This is a genomic window from Kitasatospora sp. NPDC059146 (genome assembly GCF_042786665.1).
Taxonomy (GTDB): domain Bacteria; phylum Actinomycetota; class Actinomycetes; order Streptomycetales; family Streptomycetaceae; genus Kitasatospora.
In genome coordinates, this window is the sequence record NZ_JBHZCY010000006.1 from 21521 (window position 1) to 46071 (window position 24551).

Annotated in this window: 16 protein-coding genes; 8 read left to right on the forward strand and 8 right to left on the reverse strand. The window is 71.7% G+C overall.

Features of this window, described 5'->3' with window-relative positions:
• Positions 1-363 precede the first annotated feature (363 nt).
• Entirely contained in the window at positions 364-819 is a 456-nt protein-coding gene (locus tag ACFXPX_RS03880; protein ID WP_380639518.1) for an ATP-binding protein, read from the reverse strand.
• 163 nt (positions 820-982) lie between these two features.
• On the opposite strand from ACFXPX_RS03880, the gene ACFXPX_RS03885 reads away from it, so the two are divergent.
• From ACFXPX_RS03885 to ACFXPX_RS03895, 3 genes are all read left to right on the forward strand, one after another.
• Positions 983-1789, forward strand: a complete 807-nt coding sequence (locus ACFXPX_RS03885; RefSeq protein WP_380639520.1) for a helix-turn-helix domain-containing protein — start codon at positions 983-985, stop codon at positions 1787-1789.
• Positions 1786-1977 (forward strand): DUF397 domain-containing protein, encoded by a 192-nt coding sequence (locus ACFXPX_RS03890; RefSeq protein WP_380639522.1) that lies wholly within the window; start codon positions 1786-1788, stop codon positions 1975-1977. The genes ACFXPX_RS03885 and ACFXPX_RS03890 overlap by 4 nt, the downstream gene beginning before the upstream one ends.
• A gap of 212 nt (positions 1978-2189) precedes the next feature.
• Positions 2190-3035 (forward strand): hypothetical protein, encoded by an 846-nt coding sequence (locus ACFXPX_RS03895; RefSeq protein WP_380586841.1) that lies wholly within the window; start codon positions 2190-2192, stop codon positions 3033-3035.
• Between the two features lie 296 nt (positions 3036-3331).
• On the opposite strand, the gene ACFXPX_RS03900 is transcribed toward ACFXPX_RS03895, so the two are convergent.
• The 4 genes from ACFXPX_RS03900 to ACFXPX_RS03915 form a co-directional block, all read right to left on the reverse strand.
• Positions 3332-3838: an ATP-binding protein gene (locus tag ACFXPX_RS03900; RefSeq protein WP_380639524.1), complete on the reverse strand. Its 507-nt coding sequence runs from the start codon at positions 3836-3838 to the stop codon at positions 3332-3334.
• 200 nt (positions 3839-4038) lie between these two features.
• Entirely contained in the window at positions 4039-5265 is a 1227-nt protein-coding gene (locus ACFXPX_RS03905; RefSeq protein ID WP_375891512.1) for an Ig-like domain-containing protein, read from the reverse strand.
• Between the two features lie 167 nt (positions 5266-5432).
• Entirely contained in the window at positions 5433-6629 is a 1197-nt protein-coding gene (locus ACFXPX_RS03910; protein ID WP_380586838.1) for an Ig-like domain-containing protein, read from the reverse strand.
• Positions 6630-6847: 218 nt separating this feature from the next.
• Complete coding sequence (locus ACFXPX_RS03915; protein WP_375891510.1) at positions 6848-8074, reverse strand: Ig-like domain-containing protein; 1227 nt, start codon at positions 8072-8074, stop codon at positions 6848-6850.
• Between the two features lie 252 nt (positions 8075-8326).
• Between ACFXPX_RS03915 and glgX the strand changes: the two genes are divergently transcribed.
• Positions 8327-10519 (forward strand): glycogen debranching protein GlgX, encoded by a 2193-nt coding sequence (gene glgX, locus ACFXPX_RS03920; protein WP_380521951.1) that lies wholly within the window; start codon positions 8327-8329, stop codon positions 10517-10519.
• Here glgX and ACFXPX_RS03925 read toward each other — a convergent pair.
• Positions 10512-11939, reverse strand: coding sequence for a family 2B encapsulin nanocompartment shell protein (locus ACFXPX_RS03925; protein ID WP_380521953.1), 1428 nt, complete (start codon positions 11937-11939; stop codon positions 10512-10514). The two genes, glgX and ACFXPX_RS03925, sit on opposite strands and share 8 nt — an antisense overlap.
• A gap of 235 nt (positions 11940-12174) precedes the next feature.
• On the opposite strand from ACFXPX_RS03925, the gene ACFXPX_RS03930 reads away from it, so the two are divergent.
• Entirely contained in the window at positions 12175-14034 is a 1860-nt protein-coding gene (locus ACFXPX_RS03930) for an ABC transporter ATP-binding protein (protein ID WP_380639526.1), read from the forward strand.
• Entirely contained in the window at positions 14031-16028 is a 1998-nt protein-coding gene (locus ACFXPX_RS03935) for an ABC transporter ATP-binding protein (protein ID WP_375891506.1), read from the forward strand. Before ACFXPX_RS03930 ends, ACFXPX_RS03935 begins: the two co-directional genes overlap by 4 nt.
• Before the next feature lie 103 nt (positions 16029-16131).
• Here the strand turns inward: ACFXPX_RS03935 and ACFXPX_RS03940 are convergent, their stop codons facing one another.
• Both ACFXPX_RS03940 and glgP read right to left on the reverse strand, forming a co-directional pair.
• Positions 16132-17031, reverse strand: a complete 900-nt coding sequence (locus ACFXPX_RS03940) for a hypothetical protein (RefSeq protein ID WP_380639528.1) — start codon at positions 17029-17031, stop codon at positions 16132-16134.
• 90 nt (positions 17032-17121) lie between these two features.
• Positions 17122-19785: an alpha-glucan family phosphorylase gene (gene glgP / locus ACFXPX_RS03945; protein WP_380639530.1), complete on the reverse strand. Its 2664-nt coding sequence runs from the start codon at positions 19783-19785 to the stop codon at positions 17122-17124.
• Positions 19786-20846: 1061 nt separating this feature from the next.
• On the opposite strand from glgP, the gene ACFXPX_RS03950 reads away from it, so the two are divergent.
• The gene (locus ACFXPX_RS03950) at positions 20847-22802 is read left to right on the forward strand and encodes an alpha-1,4-glucan--maltose-1-phosphate maltosyltransferase (protein ID WP_380522063.1); all 1956 of its coding nucleotides are present in this window, start codon (positions 20847-20849) and stop codon (positions 22800-22802) included.
• A complete protein-coding gene (gene treS, locus ACFXPX_RS03955; RefSeq protein ID WP_380521959.1) occupies positions 22799-24523 on the forward strand; it encodes a maltose alpha-D-glucosyltransferase in 1725 nt (574 codons plus the stop codon). Before ACFXPX_RS03950 ends, treS begins: the two co-directional genes overlap by 4 nt.
• Positions 24524-24551 lie beyond the last annotated feature (28 nt).

The window sequence follows — 24551 nt, forward strand, 5'->3', positions numbered from 1 at the left end:
CAGGGCTCGTTTCAGGCGGGACAGGGATTGCACGTCAATTCCATCCTTCTTCTCGGTAAAGCTGGATGGTAGGGCCGGAAATCCCGCTGCAACGGCACTGTTGACGGCATTCATACGTCCCGAGCGAAAAGGCGTGAGGATTTTTACGCGCTACCCCGGAAGCACCGGACGGTTATCACGAATTGATGTCTTTCGGCGCCGCATGGGCGCCAACACTGTTGGGGCCTGCACAGGAAGTCGGCCCCGCCGACTTCCTGTGCAGGGCGCGGGCGGACGCCACGTCCGCCGCGAAGTCCTCATCCGGCCCGAGCCGCCGGAGAACGTCGTTGAGCGCGGCACCATTTCCCACAGGCCTCGGCCCGCTCACCGCGATGCGACGAGATCACCCGGGGCAGGGCCGGCGGGCGAGGGGAGGGCGAGTTCGAACCAGACGGTTTTGCCGATGTAACCCTTGCCACGCGGCTCGGCGCCCCAGGAGGTGGCGAGGGCGGCGACGAGTTCGAGGCCCCGGCCGGACTCGTCCTCGGGAGCGGCGTGCCGGGGCACGGGCAGCTTGGGGCTCGCGTCGGAAACCTCGACGCGGAGGAGGGTGGGGGTGGGGAGGAGCAGGCGGACACCGATCAGGCGGTCGCGCGGGCCGCGGGCGTGGTGGCACGCGTTGGTGACGAGTTCGCTGAGGAGGAGCAGGGCGGTCTCGGCGGACTCGACGTCGATCTCCCACTCGAAGGCCTGCCGAAGGAGCCGGATCCGGGCACGGCTCGCACTGCGGGGGTGGCGGGGGAGCGTCCACTCGACGGCGTCGGCGGGCTGAGTGATCATCAGAATCCTTGAGGGGATGGATTGCCGGGCGTCACTCGCAAGGGCTGAGTTCGGCCATTTCACCCCTCAAGAGTCGGGAGCCGGGCATACCCTCAGTAGTCACACCGTCGGTACAGCGTGAGAGTCGACCGCTGGATGACCAGGGGCGATGAGGGGGTTCGGGATGACCACGCCGAAGCAGAACCCGATGGCCTGGAAGTACTGCGGCGATCAGATCAAGCGGTGGCGGGAGCAAGCCGGGGTCACCCGCGAGCAGTTGTGCAAGGCCGCGAGCTACGACTACGAGAGCGTGCGGTCGATGGAGGCGGGGAGGCGGAAGCCCTCGCTCAAACTTCTCACCGTGGCAGACGAGTTGTGCAACGCACGGGGGATGCTGCTGGGGGCAACGGATTTCTTGAAGCCGGAGAAGTTTCCAACCTTCTCGCAGGACTTCATGAGATACGAGCCCGAGGCAACCGTCCTGAGCTCATACGAAAACCAGCTCGTCCCTGGGCTTCTCCAGACAGAGGCCACAGCCCGTGCGCTCCTCAATGCACATTGGCCTCCGCTGGACGATGACACGGTGGAGGAACGAGTAGCGGCTCGACTGGGGCGCCAAGAGATCCTCAACAAGCAGACGAAGTCGTTCAGCTTCGTCATTGAGGAGTTCGCCCTCATGCGCCAGGTCGGCACCGCACCAGAACACAAGGAACAGCTGGAACACCTCATCGACGCCGGCAAGCCCAGGAACATCGACGTTCAAGTCGTACCCGCCAAATGTGTCCACCCGGGAGTCAACGGCCCGTTCGTTCTACTGGAGACCGCTGACCATGAGCGGCTCGCCTACGAGGAGGGCCAGTCCATCGGAGTCCTGTATGCCGACCCAGAGAAGGTCAATCTGCTCTGGCAACGCCATGCGATGATCCTCCGGCATGCACTCACTCCCGAGGAGTCGGCATGCTTCATCAACAAGCTGGCGGAGGAGCTATGAGCACCAACCTGGTCTGGTCCAAGTCCAGTTACAGCGGAACCGAGGGCGGGAACTGCGTCGAGGTGGCCTCCTCCCCCTCCACCATTCACGTCCGGGACTCCAAGGACAAGACCGGCCCGGTCCTCACGTTCTCCCCCGCAGCGTGGTCCGCCTTCATCGCCGAAGCTCAAGCCGCCGACGCCGAGTGACCCTTTAGTCGAATGGGTGGGTAACCACCTTCCAACCACCCCTGCACGCAGCACATATGACTTATCGTCACGACTTCACCACCACCCGTCGCGCCGTGTAGCGTGCCCATAACGAGAACAACCCCCGACCGGTGCTACCAACACCGAACGGGGGTCTGACCACCCCGATCGAAGAGAGACTCGATCCTGTGGCTACCCATGACTCTACCGCCATGGCCTCCCCCGGATACGGCAAGCAGTCCGCCCCGGGGGAACTCCCCCGGGCCGCCGACGACTTCGGCCACCTCCCGGCCCGCGAGGCGTACCTCGCCTCGTTCGTCGACCACCTCCCCGACGGTGCCGCGATGGACGTCAAGACCCTCGCCGCCATCAACCCCCTCTTCGGGCAGATGGCCGTCCGCACGGCCCTCAACAACCTCTCCACCGCAGGTCACCTGCGTCGCGTCCGCGAGCGCGTGAACGCCGACCGTCCGCAGTGGGTGTTCCGCACCTACTTCTCCCGGACGCCCCGCTCCGACGCCTGGTGGAACCACTTCATCTCCACCGGGGAGGAACTCCAGGCCCCGGAGGCGTCAACGGATTCGGCGCCCGATCCCCCGGAAGAGCGACGCGCCGTCGTCTCGCCCGCTTACGCCGCCCTCGCCGGCCTCGGCCTCACGGACGCCCGCCTCCCGCTCTCCGCCGCCGACTGCGCGGCCCTCGAACCGCTCGCCGCCGAGTGGTTCGCCCGGGGCGCCACCCCGGCCCTCTTCACGGCCGCCCTCACCGCAGGCCTCCCGCCGGACGGCATCCACAGCCCGGTGGCCTTCACCCGCCGCCGCCTGCTCGACAAGCTGCCCCCGGAACGCCCGCTCCCCCAACAGCAGGCCGCCCGCATCGCCGAGTGCACCGACTGCCGCACCCCGTGCCGCCCGCACGCCCTCCTCGGCGGCCTCTGCCGCACCTGCCGCGGCACCCCCACGGCCCCGCCGCCGTCGCACCGGCACCTCTCCCCGGCCGCCGTCCGCGCACATGCCGCACGTGTCCGCCGAGCGGTGATCACATCAGCGCGATCGTGAATATTCACAGGCCGGAGCGTGAACCTATGCAAAATCCCAAGGTGAAGTAGGTTACAAACCTTGCAATCCAAGACGCCCGGTTTGCCCACATGCTGAGATCCGTGCGATAGTCAAGACATCGAGAACTTCGGCGGGCCCGACCTGGCACTGCCGACACCCATCGCGCGACACGCACCCCCTTGGCCGCGCGATGACCTGCACGGGCCCCCACCGCCGACCACGGCGAATCCGGGGGCCCTGCGCGTATCCGGACCCTGACGCCCGGGCCCGGAAACCAGGACCCGGAAGCCCGCCCCTCAGCCCCGCTCCCGGACCTTCAACTCGAACCAGACGCCCTTGCCTCGCGGCAGCAGGTCCGCACCCCACCGGTCCGCCAGGTCGTCGACGATCTTCAAGCCGCGCCCGCGCTCGTTCACCGGCCGGGGCTCGGCGAGGATCATGCAGGGCAACGCCCTCGACGAATCGCGGACCTCGATCCGCAGCCACCCGGGCTTGCGGCTGACGTGCAGCCCGATGGTGCGCCCGGCGGCGTGCCGCACCGCGTTGGCCACCAGCTCGCTGGTGAGCAACTCACCGGCCTCCAGGTGCTGGTGGAGCTCCCAGGACTCCAGGACGTTCAGGACCAGCCGACGGGCCACCGGGCCCGACTCCGGCCGGGACGGCAGCCGCACCTCGTTGGGCGCGGACTGGTCGCACAGTCTGCCGGAGTACATCTCCTGCAGCTCCTCGGAGCTGAGCCGCTCCAGCGCCGCGAGCGCACCCTGGACGTCGATCCACGACGCCTCCGCGACCCTGCCGGCCACGGGAACCGATGACTGATCTGCTTCGCCCCAACCCGCCATGCCGTCCATCATTGCGGAACGCAAGCGGCCGCGTACGGACAATGAGCAAACGATCTCGCCCGAGTCGGCATATGCCTCCAGCAACCCGGCCCCGGAAAAGCGTCGACCCGGGCCGACCGAAGTCAAGCCCGGGTTGACGTCTCACCGCAGCGACCTGCTGGTTACCACTTGCTCCACGGCAGGTTCCAGCCGCTCAGCCCGTTCGCCGGGTCGAGCGTCTCCTTCTTGATGGAGTTCTTCACGGTGACGACGTCCCCGACCAGCGTGTCCGCGTAGAACTTGCCCATCGAGGTGGAGTCCCCGCCGCCCTTGACGTCGCGCAGGCCCACGCAGCCGTGGCTGACGTTGTCCTCGCCGAAGGCGGAGCCGCTCCAGTAGTTGCCGTGCACGTACGTCCCGCTGGTGGTCAGCCGCATCGAGTGCGGCACCTGGAGGTCGTAGGACGCGCCGGTCATCCCGGGCAGGGTGCTGGACTGCATCCGCACCGTGCCCTCCTTGGACATGACCACCATCGTGCCGTTCCAGGTGGGGTGTTCGTCCGAGCCGGAGGTGATGTCGATGGAGTTCGACTGGCCGTCCCGGACCACCGTCATCGTGTGGGCGGCGGCGTCAACCGTCGAGACCTGGGATCGCCCGATCGTGAAGGGCTCGTCCCGGTCGCTGCCGTACACCCCGGGGGCGATCTCCACGCTCTTGAGGCGGTAGTGCACCGTCACCTTGGTGCCCGGCTTCCAGTACTCCTCCGGACGGAAGTCCACCCGGCGGTCGTCGAACCAGTGGCCCTTGACCTTGGTGCCGTCGCTGGCCTCGAAGGTGATGCCGTTCAGGACGGCGTCCTTGTTCTTGACGTCCTTGCTGAAGTCCACCGAGACGATCATGCCGACGCCGTACATCGCGTTGTCGTCCACGTTGTCGGAGGCCTTGGCGAGCGCCGCCGGGGTCAGCGTGGTGAAGCTGCTGTCCGCCTCGGCGACCGCGCCGTTGGCGTCCGCCGCCATCGCGCTGACCTGGTAGGCGGTGCCCACCGAGAGCCCGGCGGACGGGGTCCAGCTGGCGCCGTCCGCGGCGATCGTGCCGGGGACCTCCTTGCCGGCCTTGTCGCTCACCTTGACGGTGGTCAGCTTGCCGCCCGTCGCACCGATCTTGAGCGTGCCCGGCGCCACGTCCACCGCGCCGTTCTTCGGCTCGATGCTCACCGCGGCCGTGGACACCTTCGGCGCCGAACTGCCGGGCGCCGAGGCGGACGCCGAGGCCCCGGCACCGGCCCCCAGATCGGCCTTGGCGGCGCCGCTCCCGCTGCCGCCCCCGTTGCCGCCGCCACAGGCCGCGGTCAACGTCATCGCCCCGCCGACCAAACCGACGGCCACCACTCTGCGTATCGACCTCATCGCCGATTCCCTCCCTTGCTCCCCGCGGTCACGACGGACCCGCCCCATAGATGTGCCGGGCCACCGGAAAGGTTGCGCCGTTCGAGGGGCTTTCTGCCCCGAAAACCGAGCGGCCCGACCACCCCAACGGGTGAGTCCGGGCCGCTCGTACAGAAATCCGACCGGGCCTACCAGTTGGCCCAGGCGATGTTCCAGCCGCCCAGCCCGTTGGAGGGCGAGACGGTCTTCTCCTTGCTGTTCACGACCTTCACGACGTCGCCGACCATCGAGTCGTTGTAGAACTTGCCGGCCACCGAGGAGTCGCTGCCGCCCTGCACGTCCTGCATCGAGATACAGCCGTGGCTCCCGTTGAGGTTGCCGAACGGCATGCCCTTGTACCAGTAGTTGCCGTGCACGAAGGTGCCGGAGGTGGTCAGCCGGATCGCGTGCGGCACGTCCTTGATGTCGTACTCGCCGCCCAGGCCGACGGTGCGCGAGTCCATGTGGGTGATGCCCTCCTTGGCCATCACCACCATCGTCCCGCTCCAGGACGGCGTCGCGTCCGCGCCCATGGTGACCGGCAGGGTGGTGCTCTTGCCGTCCCGCTCGACCGTCATCTTGTGGGACTTGGCGTCGGCGGTGGAGACCATCGAGCGGCCGATGTTGAACGGCTCGTCCTTGTCCACGTCGCCGTAGACGCCCGGCGCGATCTCGACGCTCTTCAACCGGTACTTGATGGTCACCTTGGTGCCCGGCTTCCAGTAGTCCTCCGGGCGGAAGTCCACCCGGCGACTGTCGAACCAGTGGCCCTTGACCTTGGTGCCGTCGCTGGCCTCGAAGGTGATGCCGTTCAGGACGGCGTCCTTGTTCTTGACGTCCTTGTTGAAGCTCACCGAGACGATCATGCCGACGCCGTAGGTGCCGCCGTCGGCGATGTTGTCGTTGACGGAGGCCTTCTTCTCCGGCGTCAGCGTGGTGAACGAGGTCGTCGACGCGGCCACCAGCCCGGCGTCGTCCTTCGCCTGCGCGTTCACCTTGTACGCCATGCCGACGGCGAGCGCCGCCGCGGGCTTCCAGCCGGCGCCGTCCGGGGCGATCGCGCCCTCGACCGGCTTGCCGTTCTTGTCGGTCACCTCGACCGCGGTCAACTTGCCGTTGGAGACCGAGACCTGGAGCGCGTTCGGCGCGACGTCCTCGGCACCGTCCTTCGCCGACACCGAGAGCACCGCCGCCGAGGTCTTCGGCGTGGCCGCACCGCCGCCGCCGGGGGCGGCCGTCCCGCCGGCGTCCGCCGGGGCCGCCGCCGTCGCGTCACCCGAGGTGGCGCCCTTGTCGTCGTTGCACGCCGCGGTGAGCAGCAGCACGCTCCCCATGACCAGTGCCATCGCGCCCCTGCGCCGGTAGCGCCCACCGGTGCGTATCGCAGCGCCGGCCGTGTTCCCCGTCTTCACGGAATCTCCCCTCCAGGTATTCACTCACTTGACGCGATGGGCGCCCGGAAGAGTTGCACCGGGTCCCGATCTTTCGCATCGGGCCCGACGCGTCGGAGCAGGATAACCGTGCGGTCCGAGCGGATCCCGGGGAGGTGGCTGGGGGGAGGTGGCTACCGCAGCGCGCTGCCCGCCACCCACTGGTCCCACGGCACGTTCCAGCCGTTCAGCCCGTTCGACGGCGGCACGAAGTCCCCGGCCGAGGCCCGCACCTCGATCACGTCGCCCGGGACGGTGTGCTCGAACAGCCACCCCGCCGGGGTGTCCTTGCCGGCGCCCCCCTTGGCGTCCGCCAGCCCGATGCAGCCGTGGCTGGTGTTCGCGGTGCCGAACACCCCTTGGTCCGCCCAGTAGTTGCCGTGCAGGAAGGTACCGGAGGTGGTCAGCCGCATCGCGTGCGGGACGTCCTTGATGTCGTACTCGTCGCCCATCCCGACGGTCTGCGAGTTCATCCGGGTCAGCTTGTACTTCTCCGACACCACCATCACCCCCCGGTAGGTGGAGTGCTCGGGGCTGCCCCCGGAGACCTTGAGCACCCGCACCACCTTGCCGCCCGGCCCGGACCGGACCGTCAGGGTGTGCGCGTCCAGGTCCACCGTGGACACCTGGGCCCGGCCCACCGTGAAGCGCAGGTCCCGGTTCTGGCTGCCGAACGCCCCCGGCGCCCCCTGCACGTCCTTGAGCCGCAGCGCCACCGTCACCTTGGTTCCGGCCGCCCAGTACTGCTGCGGGCGGACGTCCAGGCGCTGGTTGCCGAACCAGTGCGCCGCCACCGGCACCGGCGGGTCCGCGGTGACCTGCACGGCCCGCTCCACCGCCGCCCGGTCGGCGATCGGCCTGCTGAACCGCAGCGAGACCGGCATCCCGACCCCGACCGTGGACCCGTCCTCCGGCGTGAAGAACGCCACGAAGGTGTGCGCCCGGGCCGCCGTGGAGAACTCCGAGTGCTGGGCCGCCCGCTGGCCCTGGTCGTCCTCCGCGACCGCGTCCAGGGTGAAGGCCGTCCCCAGCGGCAGCGCCCCCTCCGGCGCCCAGCTGGCACCGTCCGCGCCGATCGCCCCCGGCAGCTCGACCCCCTTCGCGTCGGCCAGCCGCACCGACACCAGCCGCCCCTGCGTCACGCCCACCCGCACCGGCCCCTCCGGCGGCACGTCCTGCGCCCCGTCCGCGGGCACCGCCGCCAGCACCGCCCGCGACGGCGGCGGAGGCGGCGTGGGCGCCCCGGCCCCCACCGCGTCCCCCGCCGGCGCCCCGGCCGACCCGCCGCAGCCGCTGACCACGGCCAGACAGCACACCGCCGCCGCCACCCGGCGCGCCCACACCCCACCTCGGCGCCGCATCCCGGGGCCTCCCACTGCTCGGGTCCGACGCCTGGAACACCGGACTCCGGGAACAACGACCCCGAACCACCCCGGGACACGCGCCCACCACCCGCACCACCCCATCCCCACCGACCACCCCCACCCCCCGACCGGGGCGAGCGGGACACGCTGCGGGAGGGGACGGTGGAAGGGGTGGGTGCGGAGAGGGGCGTAAACGGGAAAGAGAAGGTGAACGGGGCCCGGGACCCCCCGTTCAGGGAGGGCACGACCATGACCTCAGGCCAGGACCTGGAAGCCGAGGAGGCCGGGGTACGGCCGGGCAGCTGGCAGCCCCTGGGCGCCCGCTTCCGGACGGACCGGCCGGGCGGCCCCGGCACCAACTTCGCCCTCTGGGCGGCCGGTGCCGAGGCCGTCGACCTGTGCCTGTTCGACGAGGACGGCCGGGAGCACCGCCACCGCCTCACCGAGCAGGACCTCCAGGTCTGGCACGCCTTCCTCCCCGGCGTCCGCCCCGGCACCCGCTACGGCTTCCGGGTGCACGGCCGCTGGGACCCGTGGACGGGCGCCCGCTGGAACCCCGCGAAGCTGCTGCTCGACCCGTACGCCCGCGCCGTCGACGGCTGCTACACCTCCCACGACGCCGCGTGCTCCGCCGTCCGCAACTGGCCGGAGGCCGACGTCGCCGACACCGTCCGGGACAACCGCGACTCCGCCCCGTACGTGCCCAGATCCGTGGTCGTCCACGACGACGACGACTGGTACGACGACCACCGCCCGAAGACCCCCTGGGCCGAGACCGTCCTCTACGAGCTGCACGTCCGCGGCTTCACCATGCGCCACCCCGACATCCCCCCGCACCTGCGCGGCACCTACGCCGGCCTGGCCCACCCGGCCGCCCTCGCCCACCTCACCCGCCTCGGGGTGACGGCCGTCGAGCTGCTGCCGGTGCACCAGTACGCCAGCGAGGACCACCTCCAGTCCCGCGGCCTGGTCAACTACTGGGGCTACAACACCGTCGGCTACTTCGCCCCGCACGCCGGCTACTCCGCCTCGGGCTCACGCGGCGGCCAGGTCGGCGAGTTCAAGCGGATGGTCCGCGCCCTGCACGCCGCCGGGATCGAGGTGATCCTGGACGTGGTGTTCAACCACACCGCCGAGGGCGCCGAGCTGGGGCCCGCCCTCTCCCTGCGCGGCATCGACAACGCCGGCTACTACCGGCTGGCCCCGCACCGCCCGCGCGGCTACGCCGACTACACCGGCTGCGGCAACACCCTGGACACCCGCCGCCCGCAGGTGATCCGGCTGATCACCGACTCGCTGCGCTACTGGGTCTCCGAGATGGGCGTGGACGGCTTCCGCTTCGACCTCGCGGCCGCCCTGGCCCGGGCGAGCGACGGCGTCGACATGGAGCACCCCTTCCTCGCCGCGATCGCCCAGGACCCCCTGCTGAGCCGGGTGAAGCTGATCGCCGAGCCGTGGGACGTCGGCCCGGGCGGCTACCAGGTCGGCGGCTTCCCCCCGCTGTGGGCCGAGTGGAACGACCGCTACCGCGACACCGTCCGGGACTTCTGGCGCGGCGCCCGCCCGGACGTGCGCGAGCTCGGCTACCGGCTGGCCGGCTCCTCCGACCTCTACCAGCGCGCCGGCCGCCGCCCGTACGCCTCCGTCAACTACGTGACGGCGCACGACGGTTTCACCCTGCGCGACCTGGTCTCCTACGACCGCAAGCACAACGAGGCCAACGGCGAGGCCAACCGGGACGGCACGGACGACAACCGCTCCTGGAACCACGGCACCGAGGGCGAGACCACCGACCCGGAGGTGAACGCCCTGCGGCTGCGCCAACTGCGCAACCTGACCGCCACGTTGCTGCTCTCCGCGGGCGTCCCGATGATCACCGCCGGGGACGAGCTGGGCCGCACCCAGGGCGGCAACAACAACGCCTACTGCCAGGACGGCGAGGTCAGTTGGCTGGACTGGTCGCTGCTGGAGCAGCCCGGCTGGCAGGAGCTGTGCGCACTGACCGGGCGGCTGGTCCGGCTGCGCCGGGCCCACCCGGTGCTGCGCCGGCGGGCGTTCTTCTCCGGCCGGGCCGCCACCCCCGGCGGACAGCCGGACCTCGCCTGGTTCACCCCGCTGGGCAAGGAGATGACCGAGGCCGACTGGTTCGGCCCCACGGCCTGCCTCGGCATGCTGCTCTCCGGCGCCGCGCTGCCCGAACGGGACGACACCGGGCTCCCGCTGGCCGACGACAGCTTCCTGCTGCTGCTCAACTCCGGCCCCGAACCGGTGGCGTTCACCCTGCCCGGCGAACCCTGGGCGGAGCCGGAGGCCGCCTACGAGACGGTGCTGGACACGGCCGCCGCGGGCACCGGCGAGGCCCGGCCGCGGGGCGCGGTGGTACTGGGCGGGCGCTCGCTGCAACTGCTGCGCGCACCCGCCCGCGACGCCCTGGTCAGTTGAAGGGGTGGCTGACCTCGACGTTCTCCAGGACGCCGAGCGCGTCCGGCACCAGCACCGCCGCCGAGAAGTAGGCGCTGACCAGGTAGGAGGAGAGCGCCTGCTCGTTGATGCCCATGAAGCGGACGTTCAGGCCGGGCTCGACCTCGTCCGGGATGCCGACCTGGGTGAGGCCGACCACGCCCTGGTCGTCCTCGCCGACGCGCAGCGCGAGGAAGGAGGTGGTCCGGTCGGCCGCCACCGGGATCTTGTCGCAGGTGAGGATCGGCACCCCGCGCCAGACCGGCCGCCGCTTGCCCAGGACGTCGACCGTGCCCGGGTCGATGCCGCGCTTGGTGCACTCCCGCTCGAAGGCGGCGATCGCCTTCGGGTGGGCGAACAGGAAGTCGGTGTCGCGGCGCATGGAGAGCAGCTCGTCCAGGTCGTCCGGGGTGGGCGCGCCCGAGTGGGTCTGGATCCGCTGGTCGAAGTCGGCGTTGTGGAGCAGGCCGAACTCCGGGTTGTTGATCATCTCGTACTCCTGCCGCTCGCGCAGGGCCTCGATGGTCAGCCGCAGCTGTTCCTCGGTCTGGTTCATCGGCTTGCTGTAGAGGTCGGCGACCCGGGTGTGCACCTTGAGCACGGTCTGCGCGACGCTCAACTCGTACTCGCGCGGCGCCAACTCGTAGTCCACGAAGGCGCCGGGCAGCTCGTACTCGCCCTGGTGGCCGGCCGAGAGGTCGATCTCCGCCTCGCCGTGGGCGTTCTGCGCCTGGGCGGCGTCGGCGGCGAAGCCCAACAGCTGCTCGCGCAGCGGCGCGGAGCGGTCGACCAGCTCCTGCAGCCCGGCCGCGTTCAACGCCATGGCGACGCCGGCGGTGCCCGCCCGCACGGTGTACGGCCAGCTGCCGCCGGGCTCGGTGATCACCTCGTCGCCGACGTGGTCGCCGTCCGCGAGGGTGCCGAGCACCGTCTCCTCGCCGTACTTGCCGGTGCCGATCCGGTCGACCTTGCCGTGGGCGATCAGGAACACCTCCTCGATCGGCGCCCCCTCCCGCACCAGGACGTCGCCCGGCGCGAAGTCCCGCTGCACGAAGCGGCGGGCCAGCTCGGCCAGCACCTCCTGGTCCTCGAACCCGCGCAACGCCGGCACCTCGGCCAGCGAGGGCGCGATCACCGTCACCGTGGAACCGGCCTTGGCGAAGCCCACCCGGCCGCGCCCGGGGGCGTAGCTGAGGCGACGGTTGACCCGGTACGTACCCGCGCTGACCTGCACCCACGGCAGCACCCTGAGCAGCCAGCGGGAGGTGATCTCCTGCATCTGCGGCTTCGACTTGGTGGTCGTCGCCAGGTTGCGGGCGGCCGTGGTGCTGAGGCTGAGCTGGGCCCTGACCTGCACGGTTGCCGATCCTGGGCCGGGGGTGGGCTCGGTGTCGACCGTCATGTCCACACACTCCTGTCACTCGCTTGCCAATGGGCATCCGTCAGGAGATGTAATCGGCCGTTCGGCAGGCGCCCGCAAGAGGCGCACGGCGCACTCCTCCCTGCACGAACGGCTCCGCACTCCCCTCAGCACGCCCTCGCCTCACCCGTTCGGGTGGCCGGTTCTCGGCGGCCTTCACCGACAGGGGCGAAAAACCGGATGAGAAATGACGGGCACTCTGCCTACCCTCACCGCGATGGCCGAGAACCGACAAGACTCCGACCGCACGACCGGGCGACGCCGCTCCACGGTCCGCTCACTGCTGCGCCTGTGGCCCTACGCCCGGGCCGTCCGCGGCCGGCTCCTGGTCTCGGTGTCGGCCGCCACCCTCGCCATGCTGAGCACCCTGGCCGTCCCGGTGGTGCTCGGCCGGATCGTCGACGGCCCGCTCGCCCGGCACGACCTCGACGCGCTGTGGCCGCCGATCGGCCTGCTGCTGCTCCTCGGACTGGTCGAGGCCGCCCTGTTCTACACCCGCCGGGTGGTGCTGTCCCGCCCGCTGGGCCGGCTGGAGGCGGCCATGCGCGCCGACCTCTACGCCAAGCTCCAGCGGCTGCCGGTCTCCTTCCACGACCGCTGGGGCTCCGGCCAGATGCTTTCCCGGGCCACCACCGACATGAACGCCATGCGGCTCTTCCTGGCCTTCCCGCTGGTGTTCCTGGTCGTCAACTCGGTGACCTTCCTGGCCGGCACGGTGCTGATGTTCGCCCAGGACTGGCGGCTCGCCGTGATCATCCTGCTGCCCGCCGCGCCGCTGCTGGTGCTCACCCGGCGCTTCGAGTCCGAGTACTCCGTCACCGCCCGGCTCGCCCAGGACCAGAACGGCGACCTCGCCACCGTGGTCGAGGAGTCGGTGCTCGGCATCCGCATCCTCAAGGCCTTCGGCCGGCACCGCGCGATGGCCGAGCACTTCCGCGCCCAGTCCCACCGGCTGCGCCGCACCGAACTGAGCAAGGCGCACCAGCTCGCCAACCTGTGGGCGGTCATCGTCGGCCTGCCGGAGATCGCGCTGGGCTGCGCCCTGGCCGTCGGCGCCTACCTGGTCGCCCACGACGAGCTGAGCGCCGGCACCCTGGTCGCCTTCCTCTCCACCGCGCTCGCGCTGCGCTGGCCGGTCGAGTCGCTCGGCTGGCTGCTCGCCTACGCCAACGAGGCCGCCACCGCCACCGACCGGTTCTTCGAGGTCATCGACGAGCCCGAACCCGCCGAGCCCGCCGACCCGGCCACCGCGACCGCCGCCCCCGGCCCGCCGGGCACCCCCGGCACCCCGGGCACCCGGGACGGCATCCGCTTCACCGGCGTCCGCTTCCGCTACCCCGACGCCCCCGACGACACCCCCGACCTGCTGGCCGGCATCGACCTGCACGTCCGCAGCGGCGAGACGATGGCCCTGGTCGGCGCCACCGGCAGCGGCAAGACCACGCTCACCGCCCTGCTCCCCCGGCTGTACGAGGCCACCGGCGGCCGGATCACCCTGGACGGCCGGGACATCGCCGAGCTGCCCCGGCAGGAGCTGCGCGAGCTCGTCGCGGTCGCCTTCGAGGAGCCCACCCTGTTCTCCGCCACCGTCCGGGAGAACGTCCTGATGGGCGCCCCCGGCGCGGACGACCGGCAGCTGGCCTCCGCCCTGGCCACCGCCCAGGCCGGCTTCGTCGAGAAGCTCCCGGCCGGGGTGGGGACCGAGGTCGGCGAGCAGGGCCTGAGCCTGTCCGGCGGCCAGCGCCAGCGCCTCGCGCTGGCCCGCGCCGTGGTCGGCGACCCGCCCTTCCTGGTGCTGGACGACCCGCTCTCCGCGCTCGACGTGCACACCGAGGCCCTGGTCGAACGGGCACTGCGCGAGGTGCTCGGCTCCACCACCGCCCTGGTGGTCGCCCACCGCCCCAGCACGGTGCTGCTCGCCGACCGGGTCGCGGTGCTCGCCGACGGCCGGATCGAAGCCGTCGGCACCCACCAGGAACTGCTCCGGGACTGCCCCCGCTACCGCGAACTGATGTCGGGCGAGGCCGCCCCGGTGCCCGAGGGCCCGTTCGTCCTTGAGGAGGGCTCCACCCGATGACCACCACCGTCGAACCCGCCGGGCCCGCCGCGGCCGACCGGAGCGACCAGACCGACCCGACCGTCCCGGCCGAGGAGGAGCTGCCCGCGCCCCCGGCGGACGAGGAGGACATCCCCGTCCCGCCCGGCGCGCCCCGGGCACTGCTGCGCTCGCTGCTCGCCCCGCACCGGGCCCGGATCACCGTCGCCATGGTGGTGATCCTGGTCCAGCAGGCCGCCCTGCAGTCCGGCCCGCTGCTGGTCGCGGTGGCGATGGACCGCGGCATCCCGGCGCTGCGCGCGCACGACTCCGGCCCGCTGGTCGCGGTGGTGGCCGGCTACCTCTTCTGCGCCCTGCTCAGCCCGCTGCTGCAGTGGGTGTTCATCAAGATCAGCGCCCGGGTGAACCAGGACGTCCTGCTGGACCTGCGCGGCCGGATCTTCCGGCACGCCCAGCGGCTCAGCCTGGACTTCCACGAGCGCTACACCTCGGGCCGGATCATCTCCCGGGCCACCAGCGACATCGACGCGCTGCGCGAACTGCTCTCCGAGGGCCTCCAGGAGCTGCTGACGGTCTTCCTGTCGGTCTGCTACATCTCGGTGCTGCTGGTGGTGCTGGACTGGCGGCTGGGCCTGGCCTCGCTGGCGGCCTTCCTGCCGCTGGCCCTGGTCGCCCACTCCTTCCGCACCCGCTCGCGCCGGGTCTACCGCCGCTCGCGGACGGCCGCCGCCTCGATGATCGTGCGCTTCACCGAGACCATGAACGGCATCCGCCCGGTGCAGGCCTTCCGCCGCGAGAAGGCCAACGACGCCGCCTTCGGTGTGGTCAACCGCCAGGCCTCGGCGGCCAACGCGGAGGGCTTCATGGAGCTCGCCCGGTACGTCGGCCTCTCCCGCGCCACCGCCAACGTCTGGTTCACCGGCATCGTGCTGATGGGCGCCTACCTGGTCGCCGACGACGCGCTGGAGCTGGGCGTGCTGACCGCCTTCGCGCTCTACCTGCGCCGCCTGTTCGACCCGATCGACCAGCTGGCGATGTTCCTGAACAGCTACCAGGCCGCCGCCGCGGCCCTGGAGAAGATCGCCGGCCTGCTCGCCCACGAGCCGACCGTCGCCGAGCCGGCCGAGCCGGTCGAACTGCCGCCCCCGCCCCGAGCCGAAGGGCGCGCCGGTGCCGAAAGCGATGAGCGACAAGCGACCGACGAAGGAGGGAGTGCCGGAGCGAAGAACGTCGGCACCGGGTCGGAGCGCCCGGAGGCGAGCGGGCGAGTCACAGCCAAGGGACGAACGGTCTCCTTCGAGGGGACGCGCTTCGCCTACCGCACCGGCAAGGAGGTGCTGCCGCCCTTCGACCTGCTGATCCCGGCCGGGCAGACGGTCGCGGTGGTCGGGGCGACCGGCGCCGGCAAGTCGACGGTCGCCAAGCTGCTGGCCCGCTTCTACGACCCGACGGACGGCCGGATCCGGCTGGACGGCGTGGACCTGCGCGACCTCGCCACCCCGGAGCTGCGGCGCGGGGTGGTGATGGTGACCCAGGAGTCCTTCCTGTTCTCCGGCACCGTCGCCGAGAACATCGCGATCGGCCGCCCCGGCGCCACCCGCGCCGAGGTCGAGCAGGCCGCCCGGGAGATCGGCGCGTACGGGTTCATCGCCGCGCTCCCGGACGGCTTCGACACCGACGTGCGCAAGCGCGGCGGCCGGATCTCCGCCGGGCAGCGCCAGTTGGTCGCCTTCGCCCGCGCCCTGCTGGCCGACCCGGCCGTGCTGATCCTCGACGAGGCGACCAGTTCCCTGGACGTGCCGGGCGAGCAGGCCGTGCAGCGGGCGATGCGCACGGTGCTGGCCGGCCGCACGGCGGTGATCATCGCCCACCGGCTCTCCACCGTGGAGATCGCCGACCGGGTGCTGGTGATGGACCAGGGGCGGATCGTCGAGGACGGCTCGCCGCGGCAGCTGATCGAGGGGGAGGGCCGTTTCGCCACCCTGCATCGTGCCTGGCGGGACAGTCTGGTGTAAGAAAGGCCCTGGCCGCAGGGCCCCACAGTTGTGCCCGTCCGGGTGCGCCGTCACGCACCCGGGCGGGCCGCTCCATGTCCGGGCCCCGCGGGCCCCGGCCGCGTCAGTTCACCGTCACCACGTAGTCGGTGTGCCAGTCCGGCGAGGGGCGGTCCTCCACCGCGGCCACCACGTCCAGCGTGCCGCCCGGCAGCACCTGCCCGGCGACGGCCGAGGAGTCGATCACCACGGCCGGGTCGATGAAGACCGCGTCCTGGAACCGCGGCCCGCTCGCGTAGTGACAGGTCAGCGTGCGCGGCCCGGTGGCGGTGCAGCCGTACGGGGGCGTGCCGGTCAGCGTGGTGTGCTCGGGCACGGTGACCGCCAGGTCGATCGGGTGCCGCGAGTACGAGGGGCCGGCGTTGTACACCCACAGCGGCAGGTCGATCGTCGCCCCGGGCCTGCCGGTGAGGTCACCGGGCTGCGGGACGGGGTGCCCGGCCTGCCAGGCCGAGGAGGCGCCCACCATGAAGTGGGCCCTGGTGTCGGCGGTGGTCAGGCTGTACGCGGTGGTGTGGCCGGACTGGTCCGGGTCACCCGGGTAGAAGGCCTGGACGTCGCCGTCGATGGTGAGGAAGGGCTCGGTGATCGGCGCGACGTACAGCGCCAGCCGCTCGACCGAGGCCGCCCCCGGTGCCAGCCCGGCCGGGATCGTGTACGAGCTGCCGGTGCCGAAGTAGGTCAGGGTGACGGCCGGGTCGGCCGACCGGACCACGCCCGGCGCGGGGAGGTGCACCACCACCAGGGTGTCGTCGGTGGTGGCGGCCGGCCCCTGGTTGGTGACCTTCACCTCCAGCATCCCGGTCCCGCCCGGGACCACCGGGTCCTGCGGCGGGCAGACCTCCAGGGACAGCCGCGCGGTCGCCGGTGGCGCCGGGAGGGGGGCGGTGGCGGCCTGGGCCGGCCACGCCACGAGGAGCACGGAGAGCGCGGCCAGGGCGGCGGCGCGCAGGGTTCGCATCATGGCCTTCACGCTCCCCCCGCCCGTCACCCGGGGCAAGCGGGTGGCTGCCGTCCGTAGCAACGGCGGACGGCAGCCACCCGGTCCGGGGCCTCAGCGCAGCAGCCCGGCGTCCATCCCCGTCGACTCGGCCGGGAGGGCGACCAGCCCCAACTCGGCCGGCGACGCCAGCCGGGGGTGCGCGGGCAGCACCCGCACGGTGTACCCGAACGGGCCGGTGCGGCCGAGCTCCAGCGCGCCCTCGTAACGGGTGCGGCCGTCCAGGTCTGGCCCGCCGACCGGCTTGAGGGCGAGCACCTCGGCGTCCGAGATGCCGTCCGTCTCGTCGACCCGGCCGGAGACCGCCTGCACCTCGACGTCGCCCGGCTCCAGCGCGCCGAGCGCGACCTGCACCCGCAGCGCCAGCGAGCTGCCCAGCTCCTGGGCCTCGGCCGGACAGTCCGCCTCGACGTGCTCGACCCGCACGCCCGGCCAGCCCTCCCGGACCTTCGCCTTCCAGCCGGCCAGCTCCCGGGCACAGGCGTGGTCGCGGACCGCCAGCTCGCGCTGGGCCAGCGCCGCCGGGGTGTACAGCCGCTCGACGTACTCGCGGACCATCCGCCCGGCCAGCACCTTGGGGCCGAGGGTGACCAGGGTGTGCCGGACCATGGCGATCCAGCGGTGCGGCAGCCCGTCGGAGCCCCGGTCGTAGAACCGGCCGGCGACCTGCTCCTCGATCAGGTCGTACAGCGCGGCGGCCTCGATGTCGTCGCGCCGCTCGGCCTCGCTGCTCTCCGGGTAGAGCACGCCGGCGTCCTCGTCGGCGGTGGGGATCGCCCAGCCGTTCTGGCCGTCGTACCACTCGTCCCACCAGCCGTCCAGGACGGACAGGTTGAGGCAGCCGTTGAGCGCGGCCTTCATCCCGGAGGTGCCGCAGGCCTCCAGCGGCCGCAGCGGGTTGTTCAGCCAGACGTCGCAGCCCGGGTAGAGGTGCTGGGCCATCGCCATGTCGTAGTCCGGCAGGAAGACGATCCGGTGGCGCACCGTCGGGTCGTCGGCGAAGGCGACCATCTGCTGGATCAGCCGTTTGCCCCCGTCGTCGGCCGGGTGGGCCTTTCCGGCGACCACGATCTGCACCGGCCGGGTGGGGTGCAGCAGCAGGGCGCGCAGCCGGACCGGGTCGCGCAGCATCAGGGTGAGCCGCTTGTACGAGGGCACCCGGCGGGCGAAGCCGATGGTGAGCACGTCGGGGTCGAGCACCGAGGAGACCCAGCCGAGCTCGGCCTCGCCGGCCCCGCGCTGGCGCCAGGAGGCGCGCAGCCGGCGGCGGGCCTCGTCCACCAGCTGGGCGCGCAGGCTGCGGCGCAGGTCCCAGATCTCGGTGTTGCCGATCCGCTCCAGGCCGGTCCAGCGCTGGGTCTCGCCGGTGGTCATCGCCTCCTCGGCGCGTTCGGCGCCGATCTCGGCGGCGCCCAGGCGGACCACGGCCGGGTCGATCCAGGTGGCGGCGTGCACCCCGTTGGTGACCGAGGTGATCGGCACCTCGGCGGGGTCGAAGCCGGGCCAGAGGCCGTTGAACATCGAGCGGCTGACCTCGCCGTGCAGGGTGGAGACCCCGTTGGCGCGCTGGGCGAGCCGCAGGCCCATGGCGGCCATGTTGAAGAGCTTCGGGTCCCCGCCGGCCCAGGTCTCGGCGCCGAGCGCGAGCACCGGCTCGACCGGGACGCCGGGCAGCGCGGCGTCGCCGTCGAAGTGACGGGCGACCAGCTCCCGGTCGAAGCGGTCGATGCCGGCCGGGACGGGCGTGTGGGTGGTGAACAGGGTGCCGGCCCGGACGGACTCCAGGGCGGCGGCGAAGTCCAGCCCGGCCCCTGCGGCGACCAGTTCGCGGATCCGCTCGACGCCGAGGAAGCCGGCGTGGCCCTCGTTGGTGTGGAAGACCTCGGGGGCGGGGTGCCCGGTGAGCCGGCAGTAGGCCCGCACGGCCCGGACGCCGCCGATGCCGAGCAGCATCTCCTGGAGCAGCCGGTGTTCGCTGCCGCCGCCGTAGAGCCGGTCGGTGACGTCGCGCTCGGCGGGCGAGTTGGCCTCGATGTCGGAGTCGAGCAGCAGCAGCGGGACCCGCCCGACCTGGGCCTTCCAGATGTGCGCGGCGAGGGTGCGGCCGCCGGGCAGGGCGAGGTCGACCCGGCAGGGGGTGCCGTCGGCCTCCCGGAACAGGCTGACGGCCAGTTCGTCCGGGTCCAGCAGGGGGTAGCGCTCCTGCTGCCAGCCGCTCCGGTCGAGGGACTGGCGGAAGTAGCCGTGCCGGTAGAACAGCCCCACGCCGATGATCGGGACGCCGAGGTCGCTGGCGGCCTTGAGGTGGTCGCCGGCCAGGATGCCGAGGCCACCGGAGTACTGGGGCAGCGCGGCGGCGATGCCGTACTCGGGCGAGAAGTAGGCGATGGCGGTGGGCGGCGGGGTGGCGCCGCCGTCCTGTTGGGCCTGGTACCAGCGCGGGCCGGTGAGGTACTCGCGCAGGTCGTCGGCGAGGTCGCCGAGTCTGCGCAGGAAGCGCCGGTCGGCGGCGAGCGCGGCCAGCCGGGCGGCCGGGACCTCCCCGAGCAGCCGCACCGGGTCCTCGCCGGTCGCGGCCCAGACCTCCGGGTCCACGGACCGGAAGAGGTCCCTGGTCTCGGGGTGCCAGGACCAGCGCAGGTTGAGGGCCAGCTCGTGCAACGGCTGGAGTTGTTCGGGCAGGACGGTGCGGACGGTGAATCTGCGGATTGCCTTCACAGCGGTGAAGCGTAGCCTCGACGCCCGGTCCGACTACGGGTCAAGTGGACTATTGGGCATCCGTTCGGGCTATTGATGAGATCGCATTCGGCGCATTGGTCTGCACGGGGGGCGCGCGAGGCGCACATTTCCGGTCGTCGCGCTACCAATGCGTGAACTCTGCGGAACAGATCCATTTCCGGCTGATCCACGGCCCCGGACAAATCCCGAAACTACTGTCGTACCGCTGCGAAAACCGTGTCGCCGGTGCGAGGATGGCCGAAGGTCGTTGATGCTGCGGGGACAACGACGACGGGTGGCGTCCCCCGTGGAGCAGCACGTCCGAATCCTTTTCGCGTTGATCCTTCCCCTTCTCCCTTAGCCCGTTCGGCGCTCGCCGCGCACCGGCGCGTGTCCTCGCGCACGGTCGGCTCGTTCACGGGTCGACCGGCCCGCCCGGGGGCGTGCCCGCGGAGGCGTGCGCCGGAACGCGCACCGGTTCCGGGGCGCCCCGCCACCGGTTCGGCGGGCGCCGGGCAGGTTGCCGGGGACAGCGGCGCGGGCAGGCTTCCGGTCGCACGTCCACCCCACCCAGCAGTCCTCCCGGTACTCCCCCCGGCCCACCCCCGGCCCGCGCGGGAGCTGCCGCTGATCTCGGGCAGGAGTTTGGCATGCACGGCGACACGCGGGACCAGTCCACACCGGTGGCCGACACCGTCGACGCAGCGGTCGCGGAATCCGCCGGACGGATGGATTCTGACACTCGGACAGACCCGGCGATGCCGTCGCCCCGGGTGTCCGGGGCGGTCCGTACCGAATCCTCCGCAGCACAGGCTCCCACGGCGCAGCCCTCCGCAGCGGCCCCCCAACCCGGGGCCGAGGAGGGCCCGGCGGCGGCACCGCGCAGGCGCACCACCACCACGCGCCGCAGCACCGCCACCGCGGGGGCCGGCTCCGGGGCCACCCCGCCGGAGCCCTCGGGAACCGCCGCGAGGACGCCCGCGCGCAAGGCCCCCGCCCGCAAGACCGCCACCAAGACCGCCACCAAGCCCTCCGCCCGCAAGACGACAGAGAGCGACACCGTGATCGGCCGCATCCCCGTCCTGGACGTCAGCCCCCAGATCGACGCCGGCCGCCGCCCGGCCAAGGCCGTCGTCGGCGAGACCTTCCCGGTCACCGCGACCGTCTTCCGCGAGGGCCACGACGCCGTCAACGCCAACGTGGTGCTGCGCGACCCGCGCGGGCGCAGCGGCCCGTGGACGCCGATGCGCGAGCTCGCCGAGGGCACCGACCGCTGGGGCGCGCACGTCACCCCGACGGGCCCGGGCCGCTGGTCGTACCTGGTGGAGGCGTGGAGCGACCCGGTCGCCACCTGGCGGAAGACCGCCGCGGTGAAGCTGCCGGCCGGGATCGACACCGCGCTGGTCCTGGAGGAGGGCGCCCGGCTGCTGGAGCAGGCCGCCGCCGGGGTGCCGAAGAAGGACGGCCGGGCGCACGTGCTGGCCGCCGCGGACGCGCTGCGCGACCCCGGCCTGCCGCCGCTGTCCCGACTGGCCGCCGCGCTCGCCCCCGAGGTGCTGGAGCTGCTGGCCCGCCACCCGCTGCGGGAGCTGCTCAGCGCCTCCCGCCCGCTGCCGCTCCAGGTGGACCGCGAGCGCGCGCTGTTCGGCTCCTGGTACGAGTTCTTCCCGCGCTCGGAGGGCGCGGTGGTGGACCCGAACGGGGTCGAGCCGCCGCGCTCCGGCACCCTGCGCACCGCCGCCGAACGGCTGCCGGCGGTCGCCGCGATGGACTTCGACGTGGTCTACCTGCCGCCGGTGCACCCGATCGGACGAGCCTTCCGCAAGGGCCCGGACAACACCCTGACGGCCGGTCCGCACGACGTCGGCTCGCCCTGGGCGATCGGCTCGCCGGAGGGCGGCCACGACGCCGTCCACCCGGACCTCGGCACCATCGAGGACTTCGACCACTTCGTCGCCGAGGCCAGGGCGCTGCACCTGGAGGTGGCGCTGGACTTCGCCCTCCAGTGCTCCCCCGACCACCCGTGGGTGAACAAGCACCCGGAATGGTTCAGCCACCGCGCCGACGGCACCATCGCGTACGCCGAGAACCCGCCGAAGAAGTACCAGGACATCTATCCGGTCAACTTCGACCAGGACATGGACGGAATCGTCAAGGAAACCGTCCGGACCCTCCGGTTCTGGATGTCGCACGGCGTCCGGATCTTCCGGGTCGACAACCCCCACACCAAACCGGTGGTGTTCTGGGAGAAGGTGCTCGGCGACATCGCCCGGACCGACCCGGACGTGGTGTTCCTGGCGGAGGCGTTCACCCGCCCCGCGATGATGCACACCCTGGCGAAGATCGGTTTCCACCAGTCGTACACGTACTTCACCTGGCGCACCACCAAGCGCGAACTCACCGAGTACCTCACCGAACTCACCGGCGACGCGGCCGCCTACATGCGCCCCAACTTCTTCGCCAACACCCCGGACATCCTGCACGCCTACCTCCAGCACGGCGGCCGCGCCGCCTTCGCGATCCGCGCCGTGCTCGCCGCCACCCTCTCCCCCAGCTACGGCGTCTACGCCGGCTACGAGCTGTTCGAGAACGAGCCGGCCCACCCCGGCTCCGAGGAGTACCTGCACTCGGAGAAGTACGAGCTCCGCCCCCGCGACTGGAACCGCACCGACACCCTCGCCCCGCTGCTCACCGTGCTGAACCGGCTGCGCCGGCGCCACCCGGCCCTGCAGCAGCTGCGCGACCTGCGCTTCCACCCGACCGACAACGAGCAGGTGCTCGCCTACTCCAAGACCGCGACCACCGCCGACGGCCTGACCGACCGGGTCATCACCGTGGTCAACCTCGACCCGCACCACGTCCAGGAGGCCACCGTCACGCTCGACGGCGACGGGCCCCACGCGGTGCACGACGAGCTCACCGGCGCCGCCTACACCTGGGGCCGGCACAACTACGTCCGGCTCGATCCCTCAGCCGAGCCGGCTCACCTCCTCACGGTTCGGAGGAACCCAGCGTGACAGTGAACGAGCCCGTCCCCGACACCTTTCCGGAGACCTCGAAGAAGAACCTGGACCCGGAGTGGTTCAAACGTGCGGTCTTCTACGAGGTGCTGGTGCGGTCCTTCCAGGACAGCAACGGCGACGGGGTCGGGGACCTCAAGGGGCTCACGACCAAGCTCGACTACCTGCAGTGGCTCGGCGTCGACTGCCTCTGGCTCCCGCCGTTCTTCGCCTCGCCGCTGCGCGACGGCGGGTACGACGTCGCCGACTACAAGTCGGTGCTGCCGGAGTTCGGCGACCTCGCCGACTTCATGGAGTTCACCGACGCCGCACACGCCCGCGGCATGCGCGTGGTCATCGACTTCGTGATGAACCACACCAGCGACCAGCACCCGTGGTTCCAGGCCTCCCGGGCGGACCCGGACGGGCCGTACGGCGACTTCTACATGTGGGCCGACGACGACAAGCAGTACCCGGACGCCCGGATCATCTTCGTCGACACCGAGACCTCCAACTGGACCTACGACCCGGTGCGCAAGCAGTACTACTGGCACCGGTTCTTCTCCCACCAGCCGGACCTCAACTACGACAACCCCCGCGTCCAGGACGAGATGATCGCCGGGCTGCGGTTCTGGCTCGACCTCGGCATCGACGGCTTCCGGCTGGACGCGGTGCCGTACCTGTTCGCCCGCGAGGGCACCAACTGCGAGAACCTGCCGGAGACCCACGAGTTCCTCCGGCGGGTCCGCAAGGAGATCGACGCCGACTACCCGGACACCGTGCTGCTCGCCGAGGCCAACCAGTGGCCGGAGGACGTGGTCGACTACTTCGGCGACTTCACGGCCGGCGGCGACGAGTGCCACATGGCGTTCCACTTCCCGGTGATGCCGCGGATCTTCATGGCCGTGCGCCGGGAGTCCCGGTACCCGGTGTCGGAGATCCTGGCCAAGACCCCGGCGATCCCGGGCGGCTGCCAGTGGGGCATCTTCCTGCGCAACCACGACGAGCTGACCCTGGAGATGGTCACCGACGAGGAGCGCGACTACATGTACGCGGAGTACGCCAAGGACCCGCGGATGCGCGCCAACGTGGGCATCCGCCGCCGGCTCGCCCCGCTGCTGGAGAACGACCGCAACCAGATCGAGCTGTTCACCGCCCTGCTGCTCTCCCTGCCCGGCTCGCCGGTGCTCTACTACGGGGACGAGATCGGCATGGGCGACAACATCTGGCTGGGCGACCGGGACGGCGTGCGCACGCCGATGCAGTGGACCCCGGACCGCAACGCGGGTTTCTCCTCCGCCGACCCGGGCAGGCTCAGTCTGCCGCCCATCATGGACCCGGTGTACGGCTACCAGGTGACCAACGTCGAAGCGCAGCAGAGCAGTTCGAGTTCCCTGCTGCACTGGACGCGTCGCATGATCGAGATCCGCAAGCTCAACCCGGCGTTCGGCCTGGGCACCTACACCGAACTGCCGTCCAGCAACCCCGCCGTGCTGGCCTTCGTGCGCGAGTACGAGGGGGACCTGGTCATGTGCGTGAACAACTTCTCGCGGTTCGCGCAGCCGACCGAGCTGGACCTCCGGCAGTACGGCGGGCGGTACCCGGTCGAGCTGATCGGCGGAGTGCGCTTCCCGTCGATCGGCGAGTGGCCCTACCTGCTCACGCTGGCCGGCCACGGCTTCTACTGGTTCCAACTCCGGCAGCCCCCGCGCACGAGCGGAACCGGGCGGTCGAAGTAACGATCCGCCGAGCCCTGCCACCAGCGGC